Annotated in this window: 15 protein-coding genes, 1 pseudogene and 1 riboswitch; of the genes and pseudogenes, 10 read left to right on the top strand and 6 right to left on the bottom strand. The window is 68.9% G+C overall.

Annotated features, from left to right (window positions below):
• Window positions 1–37: 37 nt before the first annotated feature.
• The 3 genes and pseudogenes from PMI01_RS27790 to PMI01_RS07795 all read left to right on the top strand — a co-directional run.
• A pseudogene (locus PMI01_RS27790) lies at window positions 38–121 on the top strand (hypothetical protein); the annotation flags it as partial.
• Between the two features lie 62 nt (window positions 122–183).
• Window positions 184–2,406, top strand: coding sequence for an RNA degradosome polyphosphate kinase (locus tag PMI01_RS07790; protein WP_007666473.1), 2,223 nt, complete (start codon window positions 184–186; stop codon window positions 2,404–2,406).
• 199 nt (window positions 2,407–2,605) lie between these two features.
• Complete coding sequence (locus PMI01_RS07795) at window positions 2,606–4,096, top strand: Ppx/GppA phosphatase family protein (protein ID WP_007666475.1); 1,491 nt, start codon at window positions 2,606–2,608, stop codon at window positions 4,094–4,096.
• Between the two features lie 202 nt (window positions 4,097–4,298).
• Here PMI01_RS07795 and PMI01_RS07800 read toward each other — a convergent pair whose 3' ends face one another.
• Window positions 4,299–5,993, bottom strand: a complete 1,695-nt coding sequence (locus PMI01_RS07800) for a response regulator (protein ID WP_007666477.1) — start codon at window positions 5,991–5,993, stop codon at window positions 4,299–4,301.
• A gap of 59 nt (window positions 5,994–6,052) precedes the next feature.
• Window positions 6,053–7,222 (bottom strand): ribonuclease D, encoded by a 1,170-nt coding sequence (gene rnd / locus PMI01_RS07805; RefSeq protein ID WP_007666479.1) that lies wholly within the window; start codon window positions 7,220–7,222, stop codon window positions 6,053–6,055.
• 112 nt (window positions 7,223–7,334) lie between these two features.
• Between rnd and purM the strand changes: the two genes are divergently transcribed.
• From purM to PMI01_RS07825, 4 genes are all read left to right on the top strand, one after another.
• The gene (purM, locus tag PMI01_RS07810; protein ID WP_007666480.1) at window positions 7,335–8,360 is read left to right on the top strand and encodes a phosphoribosylformylglycinamidine cyclo-ligase; all 1,026 of its coding nucleotides are present in this window, start codon (window positions 7,335–7,337) and stop codon (window positions 8,358–8,360) included.
• A gap of 163 nt (window positions 8,361–8,523) precedes the next feature.
• A complete protein-coding gene (purN, locus tag PMI01_RS07815; RefSeq protein WP_007666482.1) occupies window positions 8,524–9,105 on the top strand; it encodes a phosphoribosylglycinamide formyltransferase in 582 nt (193 codons plus the stop codon).
• Window positions 9,106–9,254: 149 nt separating this feature from the next.
• A riboswitch (glycine riboswitch) is annotated at window positions 9,255–9,343 on the top strand.
• Between the two features lie 411 nt (window positions 9,344–9,754).
• Window positions 9,755–12,145 carry a TonB-dependent receptor gene (locus PMI01_RS07820; protein WP_007666483.1) on the top strand — a complete coding sequence of 797 codons (2,391 nt, stop codon included), beginning with the start codon at window positions 9,755–9,757 and terminating at the stop codon, window positions 12,143–12,145.
• A gap of 77 nt (window positions 12,146–12,222) precedes the next feature.
• On the top strand, window positions 12,223–13,455 hold the full coding sequence (locus PMI01_RS07825; protein WP_007666484.1) for a dipeptidase: 1,233 nt from the start codon (window positions 12,223–12,225) through the stop codon (window positions 13,453–13,455).
• 111 nt (window positions 13,456–13,566) lie between these two features.
• Here PMI01_RS07825 and PMI01_RS07830 read toward each other — a convergent pair whose 3' ends face one another.
• The 3 genes from PMI01_RS07830 to PMI01_RS07840 all read right to left on the bottom strand — a co-directional run bounded on the left by PMI01_RS07830 (window position 13,567) and on the right by PMI01_RS07840 (window position 17,691).
• Window positions 13,567–14,214, bottom strand: a complete 648-nt coding sequence (locus PMI01_RS07830; RefSeq protein ID WP_007666486.1) for a YoaK family protein — start codon at window positions 14,212–14,214, stop codon at window positions 13,567–13,569.
• 82 nt (window positions 14,215–14,296) lie between these two features.
• Window positions 14,297–15,433, bottom strand: coding sequence for a serine hydrolase domain-containing protein (locus tag PMI01_RS07835; RefSeq protein WP_007666488.1), 1,137 nt, complete (start codon window positions 15,431–15,433; stop codon window positions 14,297–14,299).
• A gap of 11 nt (window positions 15,434–15,444) precedes the next feature.
• Window positions 15,445–17,691 carry a TonB-dependent receptor gene (locus PMI01_RS07840; protein WP_035035279.1) on the bottom strand — a complete coding sequence of 749 codons (2,247 nt, stop codon included), beginning with the start codon at window positions 17,689–17,691 and terminating at the stop codon, window positions 15,445–15,447.
• 222 nt (window positions 17,692–17,913) lie between these two features.
• On the opposite strand from PMI01_RS07840, the gene PMI01_RS07845 reads away from it, so the two are divergent.
• On the top strand, window positions 17,914–19,131 hold the full coding sequence (locus PMI01_RS07845; RefSeq protein ID WP_007666492.1) for a TetR family transcriptional regulator: 1,218 nt from the start codon (window positions 17,914–17,916) through the stop codon (window positions 19,129–19,131).
• 96 nt (window positions 19,132–19,227) lie between these two features.
• Window positions 19,228–19,464, top strand: a complete 237-nt coding sequence (locus PMI01_RS07850; RefSeq protein ID WP_157223713.1) for a hypothetical protein — start codon at window positions 19,228–19,230, stop codon at window positions 19,462–19,464.
• A gap of 78 nt (window positions 19,465–19,542) precedes the next feature.
• On the opposite strand, the gene ndk is transcribed toward PMI01_RS07850, so the two are convergent.
• On the bottom strand, window positions 19,543–19,962 hold the full coding sequence (gene ndk / locus PMI01_RS07855) for a nucleoside-diphosphate kinase (RefSeq protein ID WP_007666495.1): 420 nt from the start codon (window positions 19,960–19,962) through the stop codon (window positions 19,543–19,545).
• Between the two features lie 99 nt (window positions 19,963–20,061).
• On the opposite strand from ndk, the gene PMI01_RS07860 reads away from it, so the two are divergent.
• A partial coding sequence (locus PMI01_RS07860; RefSeq protein ID WP_007666496.1) for an ABC-F family ATP-binding cassette domain-containing protein occupies window positions 20,062–21,556 on the top strand: 1,495 nt, incomplete at its 3' end.

The following is a 21,556-nucleotide window of genomic DNA, read 5'->3' on the forward strand; positions in this document are numbered from 1 at the left end:
GTGAGGGGTTACGCCCTCACCGGTTTCACGCGAACACTCTGCCGGCACGCCGTCGAACGTCTTACCCCCTCACCCTCCCACCGCTGCGCGGCGGGCCCCTCCCTCTCCCCATGGGAGAGGGTGCTTTGTCTTGCTCCCGTCACGACCCTCCGTCACTCTGTGCGCAGTAATCCGGAGCCCCCCATGACCGACGCCGCCGCCCTGTCCCTGCCCGCCGCGCCGTCGCCGGCCGCGCCGGATCCGGCGGGGTTGCGGCTGGACGAGGAGTTCCTGGCCTCGCCCGAACGGTTCTTCAACCGCGAGACCTCGTGGCTGGCCTTCAACCAGCGGGTGCTGGAGGAGAGCGCCAACCCCCGCCACCCGCTGCTGGAGCGGCTGCGATTCCTGTCGATCAGCGCCAACAACCTCGACGAATTCTACATGGTCCGGGTGGCCGGCCTGAAGGGCCAGGTGCGCGAGGGCGTGCGGGTGGTCAGCCAGGACGGGCTGACGCCGGGCGAGCAGCTGCTGCGCATCAACGCCTCGGCCGCCGAACTGATGGCCGAGCAGCAGCGGATCTGGACGGAGGTGCGGGCCGAGCTGTGGGGCGAGGGCCTCAAGCTGCTGGACGCCAAGGACATCGCCGGCCCCGACCGCGAGCGGGCCGAGGAGCTGTTCCTGACCCGGATGTTCCCGGTGCTGACGCCCCTGGCCATCGACCCGGCCCACCCCTTCCCGTTCATCCCCAACCTCGGCTTCTGCCTGGCCCTGAAGCTGCGGCGGATCTCCGACGACAAGCACCTCTACGCGCTGGTGCCGGTGCCCAGCCAGGTGCAGCGGTTCTGGGAGCTGTCGCAGGGCCCGACCAAGACCCGCAAGCGCGAGCGGCGGATCGTGGCGCTGGAAAGCTTCATCATCCTGTTCCTCGGCCACCTGTTCCCCGGCTACGAGGTCGAGGGCCGGGGGCTGTTCCGCCTGATCCGCGACAGTGACCTGGAGATCGAGGAAGAGGCCGAAGACCTGGTGCGCGAGTTCGAGGCGCGGCTGAAGAAGCGCCGGCTGGGCCGCGTCGTCCGGGTCAAGATCCAGACCACCATGCCTGACGACCTGCGCGAGTTCATCATCGAGGGCCTGCGCGCCGAGCCCGACGACGTGATCATGGTCGACGGCAAGCTGGGCCTGGCCCAGATGGCCGAGCTGATCCCGCCCGACCGGCCGGACCTGAAGTTCAAGCCGTTCAACGCCCGCTTCCCCGAGCGCATCCGCGACCACGGCGGCGACTGTTTCGCGGCGATCCGCGAGAAGGACATCCTGGTCCACCACCCGTTCGAGAGCTTCGACGTGGTGGTGCAGTTCGTGCGCCAGGCGGCCCGCGACCCCAATGTGCTGGCCATCAAGCAGACCCTGTACCGCACCTCCAAGGACAGCCCGATCGTCGCGGCCCTGATCGAGGCGGCCGACAACGGCAAGAACGTCACGGCCCTGGTCGAGATCAAGGCGCGCTTCGACGAAGAGAACAATCTGAAGTGGGCCCGCGACCTGGAGCGGGCCGGCGTCCACGTGGTGTTCGGCTTCGTCGACTGGAAGACCCACGCCAAGCTGTCGGTGGTGGTGCGGCGCGAGGGCGAGGCCCTGCGCACCTATTGCCACTTCGGCACGGGGAACTATCACCCGCAGACGGCCAAGGTTTACACCGACCTGTCGCTGTTCACCTGCGACCCGGCCCTGGGCCGCGACGGCGGCAAGCTGTTCAACTTCATCACGGGCTACGCCCAGCCGCACGGGCTGGAGAAGCTGTCGTTCTCGCCCGAGACGCTGAAGCCCGACCTGCTGACCATGATCGCCACCGAGGCCCGCAACGCCCGCGACGGCAAGCCGGCGGCGATCTGGGCCAAGATGAACGCCGTAGTCGACCCGCAGATCATCGACGCCCTCTACAGCGCCAGCCAGGACGGCGTGCAGATCGACCTGGTGGTGCGCGGGATTTGCTGCCTGCGGCCGGGGATCGCGGGGTTGTCCGAGAACATCCGCGTCAAGAGCATCGTCGGCCGCTTCCTCGAGCACAGCCGCATCGTCGCCTTCGCCAACGGCGCGGCCATGCCCAGCGGCCAGACCCGGGTGTTCATCAGCTCGGCCGACTGGATGCCGCGCAACCTCGACCGCCGGGTCGAGAGCCTGGTGCCGGTCGAGAACCCCACCGTGCACGAGCAGATCCTCAACCAGATCATGGTCGCCAACCTCAATGACGAGGCCCAGAGCTGGACCCTCGACGCCGAAGGACGTTACGCCCGCGATCCGGCCTGGGACCGCAAGGGCGCCTTCTCGGCCCACGAATACTTCATGACCAACCCCAGCCTGTCGGGCCGCGGGCACAAGGTGAAGGACCTGCCGCAGGCGTTCGACCATGTGGGACCGCGGCGGGGGTGATCGCGCTTTTCCTTCTCCCCTTGCGGGAGAAGGTGGCGGCGAAGCCGACGGATGAGGGGTCGCGGGGCGTTGACGCCGCGAGCGGCTGAACTCGCCTTCACCCCCTCATCCGACCCGCTTCGCGGGCCACCTTCTCCCGCAAGGGGAGAAGGAGCGTTTCGAGGCTTCCCCTCCCCGCCCAATAGGCTAAACCAGCCCCATGCCTTTTGCGGCGCCGCGCGACGCGGCCGTTATCGATATCGGCTCCAACTCGGTCCGCCTGGTGGTGTACCGGCTGGAAGGTCGCGCCATCTGGACCGTCTTCAACGAGAAGGTGCTGGCCGGGCTGGGCCGTGACCTCGGCGACGGCGGACGCCTGAACCCGGAGGGCGTGGCCCAGACCCTGGCGGCGCTGAAGCGCTTCCGCGCCGTGCTCGAGGCCGTCAAGCCCGCCGAGACCTTCGTCGCCGCCACCGCCGCCGTCCGCGAGGCCAAGGACGGCGCGGCCTTCGTCAAGCTGGTGCGCGAAGAGACCGGCCTGGTCATGCGGGTGCTGACGGGCGAGGAAGAGGCCCGCTACGCCGCCCTGGGCGTGCTGGCCGGCGCGCCCGACGCCACCGGCGTGGTCGGCGACCTGGGCGGCGCCAGCCTGGAACTGGTCCGGCTCGAATCCACCGGCGCCGGCCTGGGCGTCACCCTGCCGCTGGGGCCGTTCAGCCTGGGCCTGTCGGACGGTTTCGACGGCGAACGCGTGCGCCGGCTGTGCGCCCAGCGCCTGGCCCCGGTGGCCCAGGCCTTCCGGAGCGACACCTTCCACGCCGTCGGCGGAGCCTGGCGAAACCTCGCCTTGCTGCACATGCGGCTTTCGGACTACCCGCTGCACGTCGTCCACCAGTACAGCATCAGCCGCGGCGAGGCCCTGGAGGCCGCGCGCCTGGTGGCCCACCAGTCGCGCAGCTCGCTGGACCGCATCGAGGGCATGAGCAAGAAGCGCTCGGAGACCCTGCCCTACGCCGCCGTGGTGCTGGAGACCCTGATCGAGAGCCTCGACCTCAAGCGCATCGAGATCTCGGCCTTCGGGGTGCGCGAGGGGCTGCTGTTCGAGGCCATGGCGCCCGGCGTGCGGCGGCTAGACCCGCTGATCGAAGGCTGCGCCTCCCTGGGGGCCCGGCAAGGGGTGGCCGACGAGCTGGGCGCGGCGCTCGACGCCTGGCTGACCCCGGCGTTCGGCCTCCTGCCGCCCTGTTTCGGCGACGCGCGCGACGCGGTGCTGGTCTCGGCCGCCTGCCGGCTGGCCGACCTGGGCGCGCGGCTGCACCCCGACCATCGCGCCGACCTGGTGTTCGAGCAGGTGCTGCGCGCCCCGATCGCCGGCCAGACCCACGCCGAGCGCGCCTTCCTGGCCGCCGCCGCCTTCGCCCGCCACGCCACGGCCTTCACCCCGCCCGAGCTGGAGGTGCTGGAGCGCCTGCTGACCCCGGCCAAGCTGAAACGGGCCCGCGCCCTGGGGGCCGCCATCCGCCTGGGCTGCGACCTGTCGGGCCGCAGCGCCCCCCTGCTGGCCCGCTCGCGCCTGGCTATCGACAAGGGCGACCTGCTGCTGGCCGCCGAGCCGGGCTATGCCGACCTGCTGCTGGGCGAGCAGACCGGCAAGCGGGCGGGGACGCTAGCCACGCTGCTGGGGCTGAAACTGAAGATCACGGCGCTCTAGGCGCGTGGACCGTGAGCGCTTCTTCAACTCAAAAATTCCGTCATCACCCGCTTTATGCGGGTGACCCAAGCAGCGCAGGACCCAACGTCAAACTCCGCTTGGGTCCCCCGAACAAGTCGGGGGATGACGACTGTGGGTGGGCGTGGGCGCCGGAATATCGGCGGAAATGAAATCGCTCCACCTGGCTAGGTGTCGAAAACGCCTAACCCCGGACCTCCAGGGCCAGGCTGAGCGCCGCGTGCAGGCCCGCGACCTCGAAGGGCTTCTCGACCCAGCCGTCCATGCCCGCCGCCAGGCAGGCCGAGCGCTCGGCGGACGAGACCCCGGCGGTGACGGCGATCACCGGAGTCCGGCGGTTCGGCCCTTCGGTCCGCAGCCGGCGCGTGGTGTCCAGCCCGTCCAGCCCCGGCATGTTGACGTCCATCAGGATGACGTCGAACCGTCGCTCCCCCGCCACGGCCAAGGCCGCTTCGCCGTCGCCCGCCAGCTCCACCTGAAGGCCAAGGGCGCCGAGGATCTGGTCGAGGACGCGGCGGTTGACCTCGTGGTCATCGACCACCAGGGCCCGCGGCGCGCCGGCGAAGACCGCGGGCGCCGGCGCCGGCTCGGCGGCGGGCGCGACACCTTCCGGCGTCGGCACGGTCAGGACGAAGCGCGCGCCGCCGGCGGGCGCCGACTGGGCCACCAGGTCGCCGCCCATCAACAGGGCCAGGTCACGGCTGATCGACAGGCCAAGGCCGGTGCCGCCGAAGGTGCGGGCAGTGTCGGCTCCCAACTGGTCATAGGCGGTGAACAACCGCGCCAACTGGTCGGGCGACAGGCCCGGGCCGGTATCGGTGACCGATAGAGTCAGCAGCCAGGCCCCGCCCTGACGCCGGGCCTCGACGGCGATCTCGACCTGGCCCTCGGCGGTGAACTTGATGGCGTTGGACAACAGGTTGTTGAGCACCTGGCGGATCCGCATCGGATCGCCCCGAAGCCAGTCGGGAAGGTCGTCGCCGCCGGTCATCCTCAGCGACAGCCCCTTGGCCCTGGCCCCGGCCCGCCAGAACCGGATCGTGTCGTCGACCAGGGCGCGGGGGTCGAAATCCAGGGTCTCGACGCTCATCTGGCCGGCCTCGATCTTCGAATAGTCGAGCAGGTCGTCGAGCAACGAGCGCATCATCGCCCCGGCGTCGGCGATCAAGGCGGCCTTGTCGCGGGCCAGGGCTCCGCCGTCGTCGCGCGACAGGTCGCCGGCTCCGCTCAGGATCGCGCCCAGCGGCGTGCGCAGCTCATGGCTGACCATGGCCACGAAGGCCGACTTGGCCGCCGTCTGGGCCTCCGCCGCCCGCCGCGCCGCGCGCTCGGCCTCGAAGGTGCGGCGCGACCAGGCGAACACCAGGCCCAGCACCAGCGAGAACAGGCTCACGCCGATCAGGAAATAGGGCGTCACCGGATCGTGGCGCGATCCGGCCACCAGCGGCAGCACGAACATGTAGGTGATGTGCGGGGTCACCGCCGCCACGAAGGCCGCGACGCAGCCCTCGGCGCCCATCAGGGCGGTCAGGACCGAGCCGGACACCACCAGCACAGCCCCCGCCGACGCGACGGGCGTACCCACCTGCCACAGCGGAATGGCCAGCCAGCCGAACACCATGGCCAGCAGCACGTCCGTCGTCAGGTTGAAGGCGACCGCCCGGCCCGGCGCGGGCCGGGTGAGAAAATGCCTCAGCGCCTGCTGCTCGGCGATCTGCGCGACGATGCAGGCCGCCGCCCAGGGGACCATGAAGCTGAAAGCCGGTCGCCAGGCCATGACGACGCAGACCACCAGGATGACGAACAGCCGCAGCGGAATCTGGCGTCGATGGGAAATGGCCGCGGGCCTGTAGGCTTCAGCCAGACTGTCCCACGTCATGCGCACACCCACAGCCCCTACCGCACCGAACACTGGAGGGCCGAAGCCCCCCGGCGCCCTCAGTCCGGCTTGGGCGCGCGGCGCACTTCCACCACACGAACCCGGGCGCCGTCCAGCACCAGGGCCAGTTCGCCGCGCTTGATCTTCAGGGCGTCGGAACCGAAGGCCTCCAGCCGCCAGCCTTGCAGGGCCGGGGTGTTGGCTTCGTCGTCGGCGGCGATCTTTTCCAGGTCGGAAACCGTGGCGATCAGCTTGGAGGCCACGCCGGCCTCTTCGGCCCGAGCCTTCAGCAGCACCTTCAGCAGCTCGACCACGGCGCCCGCGGAAGCGGGCGGCGGCGGGCCGGACTTTTCGAGCACCGGAGCGTAGCCCTCGGGATCGGCCAGGGCCGACTTGATCGCGGCCAGCAGGTCGGGACCGAACTTGGAGCCGCCGAAGCCCTTGGGCACGCTGCGCAGGGTGTTGAGGCCCTCCAGCGACGTCGGGGCCTGGGTGGCCAGTTCGTCGATGGCCTCATCCTTGAGGATGCGGCCGCGCGGCTGGTCGCGGGTCTGGGCGGTGCGCTCGCGCCAGGCGGCGACGGCCTTGAACACGGCCAGGTATTTCGGGGCGGTCTTGCGCGGCCGCAGGCGACGCCAGGCCTTTTCAGGATCGACGTCGTAGGCGGCCGGATCGTTGAGCGCCTTCATCTCCTCCTCGACCCAGGCCAGGCGTCCGGCCTTTTCGAGGCGTTCGCGCAGGATGGGGAACAGGGTGGCCAGGTGCGTCACGTCGGCAACGGCGTAGGTCAGCTGCGCCTCGCTGAGCGGACGACGGGCCCAGTCGGTGAACCGGCTGGACTTGTCGAGCTCGATCTTCAGCATCTGGCGCACCAGGGCGTCATAGGCGATCTGCTCGCCGAACCCGGCGGCCATGCCGGCCACCTGGGTGTCGAACAGCGGCGTCGGCATGGCGTTGAGATTGTTGAAGATCTCGACGTCCTGGCGGGCGGCGTGGAACACCTTGAGCACGGCGGGATCGCGCAGGATGTCGAGCAGGGGCGCGAGGTCCAAGCCCTCGGCCAGCGGGTCGATACACGCTTCGGTGTCCGGAGAGGCCACCTGGATCAAGCACAGCTTGGGCCAATAGGTGGTTTCGCGCATGAACTCGGTGTCCACGGCGATGAAGGGGGCGCCCTTCAACTCATTACAGAACGCCGCCAGCGCGGCGGTGGTGGTGATCGTCGTCATCGGCTGCTAATAGCCTCGCGCACCCCCGAGTCTGCAAGCACAAGCTTAGGGGGAGCGGCAAGTTTCCTTTCAAAAACGGCCCGTTGGGTCGTTACCGACACAGAGCCCACGCATGAGCGACCAGCCGAACGGCCTCACCTACGCCCAGGCCGGCGTCGATATCGACGCCGGGAACGCTCTGGTCGAGGCCATCAAGCCCCTGGCCAAGGCCACCCGCCGCCCCGGCGCCGACGGCAGCCTGGGGGGCTTTGGCGCCCTGTTCGACCTGAAGGCGGCCGGCTACGACGACCCGCTGCTGGTCTCCACCACCGACGGGGTCGGCACCAAGCTGCGCATCGCCATCGACGCCAGGATGCACGCCACGGTCGGCATCGACCTGGTGGCCATGTGCGTCAACGACCTGCTGGCCCAGGGCGCCGAGCCGCTGCTGTTCCTCGACTATTTCGCCACTGGCAAGCTGGACCTCGAGGTCGCCAAGAGCGTGGTGGCCGGCATCGCCGAAGGCTGCAAGCTGGCCGGCGCGGCCCTGGTCGGCGGCGAGACCGCCGAGATGCCGGGCATGTACAGCGACGGCGAATACGACCTGGCCGGCTTCTCGGTGGGCGCGGTCGAGCGCGACGGCGTGCTGCCCAAGCTGGACGCCCAGCGGGCCGGCGACGTGATCATCGGCATCGGCTCGTCGGGCCCGCACTCCAACGGCTACAGCCTGGTGCGCAGCGTCGTCGAGCGCTCGGGCCTGGCCTGGGACGCGCCCTGCCCGTTCGAAGACGGCAAGACCCTGGCCGAGGCGCTGATGGCCCCGACCCGCATCTATGTGAAGTCGATCCTGCCGCTGTTGCAGTCGGGCCGGGTCAAGGGCGGCGCCCACATCACCGGCGGCGGCCTGATCGAGAACCCGCCGCGCTGCATCGCCAAGGGCCTGGTCCCCGAGTTCGACTGGAACGCCTGGCCCCTGCCCCCGGTGTTCGACTGGCTGCAACGCGAGGGCGGCATCACCGACCACGAGCTGCGCCGGACCTTCAACTGCGGCGTGGGCTTCATCCTGGTGGTGGCCGCGACCGACGCCGAGCCCGTGCTGGCGGCGCTGCTGAACGCGGGCGAAGACGCCTTCATCTGCGGGCAACTGGTGGCCGGCTGAGTTTCGTCCTTCTCCCCTCGTGGGAGAAGGTGGCCCGCGCAGCGGATCGGAAGAGGGGGCGCACCGCCGTCACCGTGCGCGGTCGCCCCCGCCTTCGCCCCCTCATCCGTCGGCCTTCGACCGACACCTTCTCCCTCAAGGGGAGAAGGATTAGAAATATCCGATGACCCAACGCACCAAAGTCGCCGTCCTGATCTCCGGCCGAGGCTCCAACATGGAGGCCCTGGTCCGCGCCGCCCAGGACCCGGCCTGCCCGTTCGAGGTCGTCCTGGTGCTGTCCAACAAGCCCGAGGCCGGCGGCCTGGTCACGGCGGCGGAGGCCGGGATCGAGGCCCTGGCCGTCGACCAGCGCCCGTTCGGCAAGGACCGCGAGGCCCACGAGCGGGCCATCGACGCCGCCCTGCGCGCCCGCGGCGTCGAGGTGGTCGCCCTGGCCGGCTACATGCGCATCCTCACTCCGTTCCTGGTCGAGGCCTGGGCGGGCCGGATGCTCAACATCCACCCGTCCCTGCTGCCGAAGTATCCCGGCCTGGACACCCACGGCCGCGCCCTGGCCGCCGGCGAAGTCGAGGCCGGCTGCACCGTCCACCTGGTCACCGCCGGCGTCGACGAGGGCCCGGTGCTGGGCCAGGCCCGCGTGCCGATCCTGCCGGGCGACACCGAGCACATGCTGTCCGACCGGGTGCTGGAGCAGGAGCACCAGCTCTACGCCGCCACCCTGGCCGAGTTCGTGCGCGGGCTCTAAGCGTACTTCGACTTGCACGAGGGCGAACTCGCGCCCCTCCGACGCCGCGAAAAGCGGCGCGCGTTGCGTTTCGAAACGGCGCCCGGCGTCATGTGGTGAGCGCGGCGTCGCCGTGAATTGACGCAAGGCCTGTTGCGGACCTTCCTGTCCCCGCTCTCGCGGGAGAGACCGGGCCTGGCCCGGCGCTGAAGGCGAAACCGCCCCGGAAACGCTCAAGCAGAAGGACCGCGCGAGCCTCGAAACGCTGGAAAGCAGGGCGCGCTGCATGCGCCCTCGCCGAAGGAGCAAGGCGCCCCCTCATCAAGCCGATAGGGGCGCTGAATCTCTCAGGCGCCAAGGACAGCGGGGGTGCGGAAGACGGGCCATTCCGGCGCGTCCCTACACCCGTGCGGCTGCCCATGACCTGATATCCAGACCTGTTCCCCGCCTCACCTGGAACCTCGCTCGCGCCCAACGCGATAGTTCACGCAACTATCGCGAGATACTCATTTGAACTTCAAATATACAACATCAGTGATGTTCATATTCTAGGCACATATGCGCACCGTTTGACTTGTTCTTTATATTAAGGTCGCCAAGAGCTTTTCTGAATTTACCAATCAGAACGGAACGTCGAGCTTGACCTCAGTCAAAATGATTGGGGATAGTCATGACAAGAAACAGCTCTTCGCCCGCCGCCTGCCGCCTGCGGGCCTTCCTGCTGGCGGCTTCCGTGCTGGGCGGCGCGACGCCGGTCCTGGCCCAGGAGGCCGACAAGGCCTCGGCGGTCGACGAGATCGTCGTCACCGGCAGCCGGGTCTCCGAGGCCAGCGTCGCCATCGGCACCGACCACGCCACCGCGACCGTCTCGATCACCCGCGAAGCGCTGCTGTCGGCCCCGGCCGGCGTCACCGGCCTGAAGATGCTGGAGTCCCTGCCCGGCTTCAACGTCCAGGCCAACGACGCCCTGGGCATGTACGAGTTCGGCAATTCGGTGTCGGTGCGGGCCTTCAACTTCCAGCAGATCGGCTTCCTGCTCGACAACATCCCGATGGGCCGCAGCGACCAGTTCGGCGGCAGCCCGATCTATCGCTATGTCGACAACGAGAACCTCAACCGGGTCACCGCCTCGGCCGGGGCCGGCGACGTGTCCCTGCCCAGCTACGCCTCGCTGGGCCCGATCGTCGACTACTTCACCCAGAAGCCGTCCGAGGACTTCGGCGGCGCGGCCAGCGCCACCCTGGGCAGCGACGCGTTGAAGCGCGGCTTCCTGCGCCTGGAGACCGGCAAGATCGGTCCGGTCTCGGCCTATGTCAGCGGCTCGTGGATCAAGGGCGACCTGTGGCGTGGCCCGGGCACGATCGACCGCAAGCACTATGAGGGCAAGCTGCGCTATGAGTTGCCCACCGGCGGCGACATCACCTTCCAGACCGTCCACAACGACTATTACGACTACGACAGCCCCTCGATCACCAAGGCGCAGTACAACGGCACGGCGGGCGATATCTTCGGCCGCAAGGGGCGCAGTTTCGCCTATCTGGGCGCGGTGCCGCTGTCCGTGCCGCTCGGCGCGCCGGTGATCGTCCCCACCGCCAGCCTGCCGCAGACCGCGGCGGGGATCGTCTATTCGAACCCTAACTACGCCAACTATTACAAGTTCGCGGTCAACAAGCGGAAGGACCACCTCTACGGCCTGACCCTGAACACGCCGATCACCGACGCGATCGACGTGACCACGACGGCCTATTACGAGGACAAGGGCGGCTACGGCGTCTCGCCGGAGGACTATGCGACGTCCAAGGGCAATTACGACGCCGAGGTGGCCGCCGGCCTGACGGGGCTGACCGCGCCCAAGGGCCTGCAATACGGTCTCTCCGCCATCGACGGCACGCGCAAGGGCGTCACGGCCAAGGGCAGCTGGAAGTTCGGCTTCAACAAGCTCGAGGCCGGGGTCTGGCTCGAGAAGGACGACTATCACCGCACCCAGGCGCGCTACAACACCGTCAACGGCGACCCCGACGGCGCGCCGCTGCTGAACCAGCCGGTGCACCTGCAGCGCGACTACGTCTCGACCCGCGACACCACCCAGTTCTTCCTGAAGGACACCCTCACCCTGCTGGACGACAAGCTGAAGCTGGAGCTGGGCTTCAAGACGCTCGACGTCGACTACAACATCCATGGCAAGCGCCAGATCGCCGACTATCGCACCGGCCGCACGCCGTCGATCGACGCCAATTGGAAGGATAACTTCCTGCCCCAGGTCGGCCTGGTCTACAGCGTCAATCCGCGCGACCAGGTCTTCGCGTCCTATTCCGAGAACATGGCTCTGCCGCGCGGCGCCGACGACATCTTCTCGGCCGCCAGCCCCAGCGCGCCGGGCCCCAAGCCCGAAACCTCGACCAACCTGGAACTGGGCTATCGCGCCAACCGGCCGACCTTCAACGCCTCGTTCGTGGTCTACAAGACCGACTTCAAGAACCGGCTGCAGCAGTTCAACGCCGTGGTGCCGGGCAGCGTCACGCTGGAAAGCTTCTTTCAGAACGTCGGGGCGGTGAAGGCGTCGGGGGCCGAGTTCAGCGGCCAATGGAAGCCCGACCTGCTGGGCGGCAAGATCTATTTCAACGCCAACCTCTCCTACAACAAGTCCGAGTTCCAGGACGACGTCCTGAACTACCGGTCCAGCGCCACGGCCACGCCGGTCACCCTGCCGACCAAGGGCAAGGTCGTGCCCGACTTCCCCGAATGGCTGTTCCAGGGCGGGGTGACGGTCGAGCCGACGGAAGGCGTGGTGTTCAACCTGTCGGTCCGCCACATCGACGACCGCTTCACCAACTTCATCAACAGCGAGAGCACCAAGGGCTACACGCTGTGGAACGCCTATCTCGACCTCGGCGACGGCTTCGCGGCCGGGCCGTTCAAGCAGGTCAAGACCCGGGTCAACATCGATAACATCTTCGACAAGGACTATCTGGGCACCATCAACACCACGGTGAACACCCCGGCCAGCTTCCGGCCGGGCTCGCACCGGACGGTGCAGTTCACCCTCTCCGCCGACTTCTAGGTCCACGTTCCGGCCGGTCTCTCGCCCCAGAAAAGGGGACGGGGGGCCGGCCGGACAGCGTACGAGTGCTCATCCCCATGACCCGCTTCACGACCCGCTCCCTGCTCCTGGCCGCCGCCGTCTCGGCGCTGGCCTTCGCCGCCACCGGCCAGGCCGCCGAAACCGCCGCCTCGGCGCGCAAGATCCACGAGGGCCTGCTGAGCCTCGACACCCACCTGGACACCCCGGCCAATTTCGGCCGTCCTGGCTGGGACATCCTCGACCGCCACGACGCCCTCAAGGACGGCTCGCAGATCGACTATCCGCGCATGGTCGAGGGCGGGCTGGATGGCGGCTTCTTCGCCATCTACACCCCGCAGGGCCCGCGCACGCCCGAGGCGACCCGCGCCGCCCGCGACGGGGCGCTGATCCGCGGCGTCGAGATCCGCGAGATGGTCGCCAAGCACGGCGACAAGTTCGGCCTGGCCCTGAAGGCCGACGATGCCGCGATGATCGCCGCCCAAGGCAAGCGCGTCGTGTTCATGAGCATCGAGAACAGCTACCCGATCGACGGCGACGTCACCCTGCTGTCGGCCTTCTATGCCCTGGGCGTGCGGATCAGCGGCCTGGCGCACTTCAAGAACAACGACATGGCCGACAGTTCGACGGACAAGCCGGAGTGGCATGGCCTCAGCCCGCTGGGGAAGCAGTTCGTCGCCGAGGCCAACCGCCTGGGCGTGGTGCTGGACGGCTCGCACTCGTCCGACGACGTGCTGGACCAGCTGATCGCCCTGTCGAAGACCCCGGTGATCCTCACCCATTCGGGCTGCAAGGCGGTGTTCGGCCACCCGCGCAATATCGACGACGCGCGGATCAAGGCCCTGGCCGACAGCGGCGGGGTGATCCAGGTCGACGCCTATTCCAGCTACCTGATCGAGACGCCCAAGAACCCCGACCGCGAGGCGGCGATGGCGGCCCTGATGGCCAAGGCCGGGGCCCGGTCGAAAATGAGCGAGGAACAGCGCGCCGCCTTCATGGTCGAGTACAAGGCGATCGAGGCCAAGTGGCCGGTTCCGAAAGCCACCTTCGCCGACTTCATGAACCACCTGAACCACGCCCTGAAGGTGGCCGGGGTCGATCACGTCGGCATCGGCATCGACTTCGACGGCGGCGGCGGGGTCACCGGGCTGAACGACGCCTCCGACTATTGGAAGATCTCGCAGGCTCTGCTGGCCGAGGGCTACACCAGGGCCGACCTGGAGAAGATCTGGAGCGGCAACGTCCTGCGCCTGCTGCGCGCGGCGGAGGCGGCCAAGGCGCCGACGGGGTGAGGCGGACGGTTGGAGCTTCGCCGCGGATATTCTGGCGCCCCGGCCCACCCACATTCGTCATCCCCCGACTTGTTCGGGGGACCCAAGCCGCGTCGGCCGATTCAGCTTGGGTCAGCTAGCCGCCCGCCGCTCCCGCCAGGCCTTCACTGCCGCCAGGGTCGCCACCACGCCGGCCGCGGCCCACAGGGCGGCGACGCCGAACCTCAGATAGGCGGCCGCGCCCAGGGCCCCGCCCAGGGTCAGGCCGGCCCACAGCAGGGCATAGGGCCCCCAGGCCCAGCGGTCGCCGCCGCTCAACGCCGCGGCGATCCGCTGGCCGGCCTTGACCAGGGCCCCGGTCATGTAGGTCAGGCCGACCCCGACGTCGCCGTCGCGCTGGAAGACGGCGTTCTCGGCCCCCATGGCCAGGACCATGGCCCCGACGCCGGCCGCGTCGAACCCGCCGGTGATCAGACCCGCCCCGAGCGCCAGCAACGCCGCCTCGAGGGCCAGCACCGCCGACCGCCGCCCTTCGCCCGCCCGCCGGGCGACCAGGGCGCCCGCCACCACCCCGGCGACGAACAGCCCCACCAGGACCACGACCGTGCGCACGGTCTCCCAATGGCCGGTCGCCGCCCCGACGCCCAGCCGGGTGGAATTGCCGCTCATGAACGAGACGAAGAACCCGCCCAGCTTCAGGAAGCCGATGGCGTCGACATAGCCGGCGACGCCCGACAGTCCGGCGGCCAGGGCGACGTCGCGCCGACGATAGTCCTTCATGCTCCGATCCCCGATAGGACGACGACCGGATCGTCACCGATCCGGTCGCCGCCTGTCATGGGAAATCGCCCGCGCCCGCGCTTCAGACGCTCCGGTAGACGGCCTCGATCAGCGCCATGGCCCGGGGATCGCCGCGCAGCTGGTCGCTCATCCGGTTCATGACATAGCCCATGGCCAGGTCGGCCTTCGGGTCGGCGAAGGCGAACGAGCCGCCCCAGCCGGAATGGCCGAAAGCCTCGGGGTTGGGGCCGTAGAGTTCCTCGGAATTGACCAGGAACCCGGCGCCCCAGCGGGCGAACAGGCCCAGGACCAGGTCGACGCCCTCGATTCTCGGCGCGGTCGCCTGGGCGATCGCCGCCGGCGAGGCCGGACGGCGGGCGGGATCGGCGTCCGGCAGCAGGGCGGCGTAGAAGGCGGCCAGGGCCCGGGCGTGGCCGTGGCCGTTGGCCGACGGCAGGTCGGCGGCGCGCCAGGCGGCGGTGTTGGCCACCCGCGGGTCCAGCGACGGATTGGTCAGGGCCGCGACCTGGGCCGGATTCAGCGCGCCGATGCTGGAGGAGCCCATGCCCGGCGGGGCCAGCATCTCGGCGGCACGGTCGGCCTGGTCCGCCGCCAGGCCGATGGCCAGGTCGAGCCCGTAGGGCGCGGCGATCTCCTCGGCGACGAATTGCCGGATCGAACGGCCCTCGATGCGGGCGAACAGCGCCGTCGCCAGGACGCCGACGCTGATGGCGTGATAGCCCGACGCCGTGCCGGGCTCCCAGATCGGGGCCTGGGTCGCCAGGCGTCCGGCCGCCGCCTCGCCGGCCAGCAGGTCGTCCATGGTCGCCGGATCGGTGAAGCCGCTCAGCCCCGCCTGGTGCGACAGCAGGGTCCCGACGGTGATCGCCCCCTTCCCCGCCGCGGCGAAGTCCGGCCAGTAGCGGGCGACCGGGTCGTCGTAGGAAACCTGGCCGCGCGACACCAGCATGGCGAAACAGGCCGCATTGATCCCCTTGGTGGTGGACCAGACATTGGCCACGGTGTCGCGCGCCCACGGCCGGGTGCGCGCCGCGTCCTTCCAGCCGCCCCACAGGTCGACCACCGGCTCGCCGCCGACCCACAGGCTGAAGGCCGCGCCGACCTCGTCGCGATCGCGCAGGTTGGCGGCGAAGGCGTCCTTCACGGCGCCGTATTGGGGGGCGCAGACGCCGCCGATCTCGATTTCGAGCACGCTCATGGCACGGTCCTTCAGTAGCGATAGGTGAGTTCGACGCCGAAGGTGCGCGGCGTGTTGTAGTTCCTGTTGAGCAGGCCCAGGGACGACAGGTTGTTGCCCTGCACCTCGTAGAGCTTGTCGGAGAGGTTCTTGCCCCACACGGCCAGCTCCCAGTGGTCGTCCGGCCGGGCGATCGTGGCCCGGGCGTTGAACAGCCAGTAGGCGCCCGCCGCGATCAGCGGGTCGTTCGAGGCCTCCTTGAACACCGCGCCCGAATAGTGGGCCTCGCCCTGGAGCGCGGCCGTCAGCCCCTGGCCGATCGACCATTCGTAGCGGGCCGAGCCGTTGAAGGTGGCCTTGGGAGCGTTGGGCAGGCGGTTGCCGGCCGGGATCACCCCGGCGGCGGTAGTGAATGACGACAGCCGGGTGTGCAGCAGGCCCAGGCCGGCGTTGAGGCTCAGCCCCGTCACCGGCCGCCAGTTGGCGTCGACCTCCGCGCCATAGACTTTGGCGCCGTCGACATTGCCGACCTTCTGCACCGACAGGGTGGTGACCGGATCGACGTAGCGGACGAAGGTCTGCGGGTCCGAATAGTCGTAGTAGAACACCGCGCCGTTCAGGATCAGGCTGGAAGCCGGTTGGGTCTTGGCTCCCAGCTCATAGGCGGTCAGGGTTTCGGGCCGGTAGGGCAGCAGCTGGGCGGCGTTGTTGGTGAAGCCGCTGAAGAAGCCGCCGCTCTTCACCCCGCGCGCCGCCGAGCCGTACAGCAGGACGTCTGGCGTCAGGCGGTAGTTGAGGCCCAGCTTCCAGGTGACGTTGTGGTCGTGGATCTTGTCGTCGAGGAAGGTGTCGTTGACCCCGACCAGCGGCGACGGGGTGATGAAGGTCGTGCCGCCGGCATAGTGGCGCTCCTCGCCGGTGTAGCGAAGGCCGGTGACCAGATCGAGGTCGCTCCGCAGATGCCAGGTGGCGTTGGCGTACAGCGCGGCCGAGCGGGTGGTCTGGTTGTAGGTGGTCTTGCCCGAGCCGCTGGCGGCCCCGAACAGCAGCAGCGGCCACTGGTCGCTCTGGTTGACGTTGTCGCCCAGCACGTGGTCCCACGACACGAAGGCCCCGCCCAGCAGGTCGACCAGGGCGGTGTCCTTGCCGACCCGGAACTCCTGGGTGAACTGGCGCACCGCCTCGTTCTCCAGATAGTCGAACTGCTGGCGCGGGGTGGCGTCGACGTCGATGTGGTAGAAACGGGCGAAGTTGATGTAGCCGGTGACCGAGGTCAGGCTGAAACCGTTGAGGTCGTAATTGACCAGCGAGGTGGCGTTGACCTGGTCGATCTCGTACGGAAATTCGCCGGCCCAGTCGCCGCGATACGGGCTGGAATGGCTGTTGCGGTAGCCGAAGGCGTCGACGCACTGGGTGTTGTCGGTGTGGCCGGCCAGCACCGGCGCGCAGGGCACGAAGGGCGCGCCGGGGGTGAACGCGCCGAAGGTCTTGGGCACGCCCATTTCCGACCGGGTGCGCTGGCCCTCCAGCTTCAGGTTGATCGACAGGGCGTCGGTGGGTTGCGCGGCCAGTTGGACCCGGCCCAGCCAGACGTCGCGCGAGCCGATGTCGCGCTCGCCTGGCGTCCCGTCGGCCAGCAGGGTGCTCTTCCAGTAACCCCTGCCCTGCTGGATGGTCTTGCCGCTGAGGCGCAGCTGGACGCTGTCGGACAGCGGGACATTGACCATCCCCTCGGCCTCGAACGCGCGGTAGTCGCCGTAGCCGACCTTGGCCAGGGCCCCGAAGTCCTTCTCCGGCCTGGCCGAGATGATGTTCAGGGCCCCGGCCGTGGTGTTGCGGCCGTAGAGCGTGCCCTGCGGTCCCTTCAGGGCCTCGATGCGGGCCAGGTCGAGGAAGTCGCCGCTCATCAGCCCGGGCGAGCTGAGCGGCACCTCGTCGAGATAGACGCCGGCGGCCGGGCTGCTGGTGGTGGAAAAGTCGTCCAGGCCGATGCCGCGCATGGTCACGGTCGGCAGGGCGCCGGGCACGGTCTCCTTGATGTCGACATTGGGGGCGTAGGACGACAGGTCGGCCACGCCGCCGATCCGCGAGGACCGCAACGTTTGCGCCGACAGGGCGGTGATCGTCGCGCCCACCTCCTGCAGGCGCTCCTCGCGCTTGAAGGCGGTGACCACGATCTCGTCGACCGTGGCCGGCGTCGTCGCGACGGGAACGGCGTCGTCGGCCGCGGCCGCGCCCCCGGCCCAGATCAGCGACAGCGCCGAAACGCCCAAGGCCATCGCGGCGCGACGGCGAACCTTCGTGATGGACCGACAGGCCCCGCGAGCATCCCGCATGCGTCTTCCTCCCCGTGCCTGGCTTGGCGATACGTTGACGTCGTTCGCTCTGACACTTGAGTATGACGCGCCTGAACATACGCATCTGTCAATTTATTTATCGAAGCGGTATCTCTTTGCTGCGATGACGGACGAAGGACGCATGGACGGAGCTTGGAAGCCTTGATGAGATCGCTGGCCGGTGAAGCGCGGGCGGCCCGCCACGCGGCGGTGCTCGACGAGGCGACCGTCGAGTTCAACCGCGTGGGCGTGGCCGGCGCCAGCCTGGCGGCGATCGCCCGGCGCGTGGGCCTGACCCGGGCGGGGATCTACAACTACTGCGCAGACCGCGTGGACCTGGTCCGCCAGTGCTACCTGCGGGCCTGCGACCTGACCCAGGCCGATCTGGCCCGCGCGGCGGCCGGCGGCGGCCGGGGCCTGGACAAGGTCGCCGGGTTCCTCCGGCTGGCGGTCGAGCTGGACCATCCGCCCGTGGCGGTGCTCAGCGAACTGGCCTTCCTGCCCGAGGCGTCCCGCCACGAGGTCCAGGCCGCCCGGACCCGCAATGTCGAGACGCTGAAGGCCCTGGTCGGCCAGGGCGTCGAGGACGGCTCGATCCGCCCCTGCGACGCCGACCTGGCCTGCCAGACCATCTTCGGCATGCTGTCCTGGGCGCCGCTGGGCCGCGCCTGGATGGACAATGACGACGACACCTTCGCCATCCGCATGGCCGCGGCGATTCCCAGCCTGATCATCGACGGCGTGGCGTCGGAGGGCGCGACGATCCCGCCGATGCGGCGGCACATCGCCGACGTTATCACGCCGGGCGAGGGTTCGGAAAAGGACCAGCGGCTCGAGGCCCTGGCCCGGGCCGGCTCGCGGCTGTTCAACCGCCGGGGCATCGACGGGGTGTCGCTGGACGACGTCGCCGCCGAGGTCGGGGCGACCAAGGGGCTGGTCTACCACTATTTCGACAGCAAGCCGGCCTTCGTGGCCCACTGCTACGACCGCGCCTTCGACCTCTACGACCGGATCATGGACGTCGCCGAGACCGGCGACAGCGGGCTGGAATGCTCGCTGCTGGCCCTGGGGCTGAACGTCGAGGCCCAGATCGAGGACCTGCACCCGCTGTCGCTGACCACGGGTCTGGAGATCTTCTCGGAGGCCGCCCGCAAGCGATTCTCCGGCCGCACCGCCGCCCTGGCCGGCCGCTCGGTGGAACTGGCCCGGCGCGGCGTCAAGGACGGCACCCTGCGCCCCTTCGACCTCGAGCCCGTCGCCCTGGCCTCGGCCGGGGCCTTCAGCCACCTGTCGAAATGGCTACCGCCGGGCGACAACCGGCCGGCGAGCGAGATTTCCGGCGAGGTCGGCCGGCTGTTTCTGCTGGGCCTGCGGCGGGTGTGAGCGGCGGATCAATCGTCCGCGCATGTGTGTTTGGAAATCGCTTTGCGGCTTCAGGAGTCACGATAACCTTCCGCAAGCAAAGCGAAGGAAAACAATGTGGAAGCCCAGATGATTCAATTCATGCCGATGATCGTGCTGAGCCTGTTCTACGTGGCCATCGTCTACGTCATTGCCCGAAAGCGCGGAATCAATCCCTGGGGTTGGACGATCGGGACGCTAGTCCCCGGTGTTGGTCTCGTCGTCTCGGCGATATTCTTCTTTCTGACCTTCCTCTCGGTCCTCGATCGCCTGAACGCCCTGGAACGGACGAGCAAGGTTCAAGAATTTTCGTGATCAGGTGAGGTTCAACCCAAACAAAAAGGCCGGCGGGTCGCCCCGCCGGCCTCTTGCTGTCGCCAAGGCTGAAAAGCCTTAGCCGACGATTTCTTCGTCCTTGAAGAACTGGGCGATTTCGATGCCCGCGTTCTCGAGGCTGTCCGAACCGTGGACCGAGTTCTCGCCGATCGACAGGGCGAACAGCTTGCGGATCGTGCCTTCGTCGGCGTTGTCCGGGTTGGTCGCGCCCATCACTTCGCGGTACTTCAGGACGGCGTTGTCGCCTTCCAGCACCTGCACGACGACCGGCTCGGCGGTCATCTGCTCAACCAGTTCGCCGTAGAACGGGCGCTCGGCGTGGACTTCGTAGAACTTCTTGGCTTGGGCGTCGGTCAGCTTGACGCGGCGCTGGGCCACGATGCGCAGACCGGCCTCTTCGATGACGGCGTTGATCTTGCCGGTCAGGTTGCGACGCGTGGCGTCAGGCTTGATGATCGAGAAGGTACGTTCGGTCATGTTCCGAAAATCTCACACATAAAGTTGTGAATTGGGAGGTTGCGGGCTTATAGCCGGGCGCTCCCTCCCCGCCAACCCGCCGCGTACCTTCAAAATCACATGCTCCAGATCAAAGACCTGACCTTCAATGCCTGGGGACGGAAGTTCTTCGACCACGCCAGCGTGAGTCTGCCCCCCGGCGCCAAGGTCGGCCTGATCGGCCGCAACGGCGTGGGCAAGTCCACGCTGTTCAAGCTGATCCTCGGCCAGCTGCACGCCGGCGACGACGAGATCAGCCTGCCCAAGAGCGCGCGGATCGGCTCGGTCGACCAGGAGCACCCGGCCACGCCCTTCACCCTGCTGGAGACCGTGCTGGAGGCCGACGAGGAGCGCCACCGCCTGCTGACCAGCCTGGACACCGCCGAGCCCGAGGACATGGGCGAGATCTGGGCGCGGCTGATCGAGATCGACGCCGACGCGGCGCCGGCCAAGGCTTCGGAAATCCTGGTGGGCCTCGGCTTCAGCCAGGAAGACCTGGCCCGGCCGATGAGCGAGTTCTCCGGCGGCTGGCGGATGCGCGTCGCCCTGGCCGCGGCGCTCTTCGCCGAACCGGATATGCTGCTGCTCGACGAACCGACCAACTATCTCGACCTGGAAGGCGCCTTGTGGCTGGAGGCCCGCCTCCAGAAGTACCCGCACACCGCCCTGATCGTCAGCCACGACCGCGAACTGCTCAACAACAGCTGCACCCACATGCTGCACCTGGCCGGCGGCAAGCTGGAGCTCTACACCGGCGGCTACGACGACTTCGAGCAGCGCCGCGCCGAGAAGGCCCGCCTGCAGCTGTCGGCCAAGGCCAAGCAGGACGCCGAGCGCGCCCACCTGCAGGCCTTCGTCGACCGCTTCAAGGCCAAGGCCTCGAAAGCGGCGCAAGCGCAGTCCCGCATGAAGCGCCTAGCCAAGATGCAGCCGGTGGCCACCACCATCGAGGAGCGCGTCGCCCCCTTCACCCTGCCCTCGCCGCCGCGCCCCCTGGCCCCGCCGCTGATCCGGCTGGAACGGGCCAATGTCGGCTACGAGGAAGGCCGCTCGATCCTCAAGAACCTCAATCTGCGCATGGACCTGGACGACCGCATCGGCCTGCTGGGCGTCAACGGCGCGGGCAAGTCGACCTTCGCCAAGATGATCGCCGGGGCCCTGAACATCCAGTCGGGCGAACTGCACCGCGACCGCAAGATGAAGGTCGGCTGGTTCCACCAGCACCAGATCGAGGCGATGGATCCGGACGACACCCCGCTGGAGATCATCCGCCGGGCCATGCCGGACGCCTCGGAAAGCTCGCGCCGCTCGCGCCTGGCCCAGTTCGGCCTCGGCTTCGAGAAGCAGGAGACCACGGTCGCCAACCTGTCGGGCGGCGAGCGGGCCCGGCTGCTGCTCAACATGGTGGCGATGGACGCGCCGCACATGCTGATCCTCGACGAACCGACCAACCACCTGGACATCGACTCGCGCCGGGCCCTGCTGGACGCCCTCAACGACTACGAGGGCGCGGTGATCCTGATCACCCACGACCGTTCGCTGATGGAGCTGGTCGCCGACCGCCTGTGGCTGGGCG

The organism is Caulobacter sp. AP07 (genome assembly GCF_000281955.1).
Classification (GTDB): domain Bacteria; phylum Pseudomonadota; class Alphaproteobacteria; order Caulobacterales; family Caulobacteraceae; genus Caulobacter.